2 protein-coding genes and 1 pseudogene are annotated in these 2014 nt (G+C 65.9%); all 3 read right to left on the reverse strand.

Going from position 1 to position 2014, the window contains the following annotated elements; translation table 11 throughout:
• On the reverse strand, window positions 1–306 hold a 306-nt coding region (locus QZ609_RS26700), incomplete at its 3' end, for a DUF255 domain-containing protein (RefSeq protein WP_295501634.1).
• Between the two features lie 49 nt (window positions 307–355).
• The gene (locus tag QZ609_RS26705; protein ID WP_295501637.1) at window positions 356–1363 is read right to left on the reverse strand and encodes an MCP four helix bundle domain-containing protein; all 1008 of its coding nucleotides are present in this window, start codon (window positions 1361–1363) and stop codon (window positions 356–358) included.
• Between the two features lie 228 nt (window positions 1364–1591).
• Window positions 1592–2014: pseudogene (locus QZ609_RS26710) on the reverse strand (hypothetical protein); the annotation flags it as partial.

The following is a 2014-nucleotide window of genomic DNA, read 5'->3' on the forward strand; positions in this document are numbered from 1 at the left end:
CCGGTCGAGTTCCTGGGCGCGCGCGAACGCTTGCGGGCTGAATGGGTACCAGTCCACCGGCTGGTAGGCCGCGCTGCGCAGATAGGGGCTGGCCTCGGAGATGAGGCGATTGGCTTTCTTCGCCCCCGGCGGGTCAGGGGTTCCGTAGCCGCCGGTGGCCGCCAGCGCCAGCGCGACGGTCGCAGCCAGCACCAGAGCCCAGCCGATTCGTTGCCGCCCCGGCGGGCGCCAGCTGGGTTGCGGTGCACCCGCTTGCGCTCGATTGCGGGGACGGTTTGCTTTTTGTTGCTGGTCGGGGGTTGCCATCCAGCTTCCTGACGCGCCGAGCTAGCGCAGGCGGTTCACTGCGAGCAGTTCACCGCACGCGAACAGTGAGTTGGGCTTCGCGCTTGGTGGGGCGCAAACAGATCTCGTCGTTGCAGGCCTGGTAATGGAAGGCCAGGCGCACGGTGTGACTGCCAGCGTCGGCCCCGCCTGCGGCGGGGTTCCGGGCACCGTCTTGCACCCGCAACGCAATCGGCAGGCGCAGCGTGCCGTCATAGACGGAAAGCTTCTCGTCGGGGGAAAAGCCGAACGACTTCAGTTCGCCCTTGGGGTAGTCCACCTTCTCCAGCGTAAACAGTTCGGTGGTGAGGAGCTCCACCCGGGTCGGGATCAAATACTCTTGCAGCGGTTGGTTGGAGTTGACGTGGAAGCCCTCGCGAATGGTGGCGACCAGCGTGAACGTCGCCTGCCCATCGGCGCGCGCTTCCACCCGCGCCGGCTCGACCCGCACCTGGACGACATCCTCCGGCTTGGGCGGGCGCTGCGCGGTGGCGGCCGTGGCCACCTCCTCCACGCGCTTGACCATCTTGTCCAGCGTCTTCTCGAAGGCCGCCGTATCGTCGAGCAGGCCGACGTTTTCCGCCGTGACGCGGCTGTCGAACTGCGTCGGGTCCAGCCCCTGCTTGTCGATCAGCGCAACGAAGTCGGTCATGCGCTTGCTCCACACGGGGTAGACGGCATCCACCTCGCGGATCATCTTCTTGCCTTCGGGCTGCACGAACAGCGGGCGGACGTTGTCGACGCTTTCCTGCAGGCGCTTCATGCCGGTGGTGATCTCGGTGCTCAGGGCCTTGCGCTCGTCCAGCGTGGTGGCAATCAGCAGCGAGGTCTGGGCGCGGCTCGCATGCGCCAGGCTGTTGGCGGCGGCGTCCATTTGCGTGATGGCCCGCATCTGTTTTTGCGACAGGTCGTCGCTGGCATTGCTCAGCTTGGTGATCGTGTAGATGCCCAGGGCACCGATGGCAGCACCGAAGGCCGCCACGATCAGAAACCCGGCGGTCAACACCGTCGACACCGGCATACGTTTCATCCAACCCATGTCTCGCTCCCCTCTTCCTTTGTCTATGCCCCTGTTTCCGGTATCGGCTGCAGGGTGCGGCTCTTTAGAACCGCCTTGGCGCCATGCCACCAGAGAGGGGGATCACCCCGGCCTCCGGCGGGCATGGTCTGCCCAGGCAAAAAAAAAACCTGCCCCGAAGGGCAGGCTGCACACCACAAGACACACGGGAGAGCTTTCGCGAGCAGCGAAGATCCCATGCATACATGGTTAAAACGTAGCCCAGTCGCTTTCGTCGCTGCCGGCAGCGACGCGCTTGGGCGATTCCATCATCGGCGCGTTGGCAGCGGGCTTGGCCGCCGCGCGACGCACGTGCTTTTGCTTGCTCGATACCGCCGCGACTGCAGGTGCCGGCCCTGCTTTCGCTTCCAGACGCGGCCCTGCCTGGGTCTTCACAACCGGGGCGCGTGCCACACCTTGCACGGGCGCATCGGCCTGCGTGCGGAATGCCGCCACCGCACCACGCAGGCCATCCGCCTGTTCCTGCAGCGACATGGCCGCTGCCGCCGCCTGTTCCACCAGTGCCGCGTTTTGCTGCGTCACTGCATCCATCTGGTTGACCGCCTGGTTGACCTGGGCGATGCCGGCGCTCTGCTCTTCCGACGCGGCGCTGATCTCGCCCATGATGTCGGT

The sequence above is a fragment of the uncultured Ralstonia sp. genome (assembly GCA_913056305.1).
GTDB lineage: Bacteria > Pseudomonadota > Gammaproteobacteria > Burkholderiales > Burkholderiaceae > Ralstonia.

Coding starts and splice junctions, on each gene's coding strand:
- QZ609_RS26705 (WP_295501637.1), bottom strand. CDS start 1,363: ATGGGTTGGATGAAACGTATGCCGGTGTCGACGGTGTTGACCGCCGGG.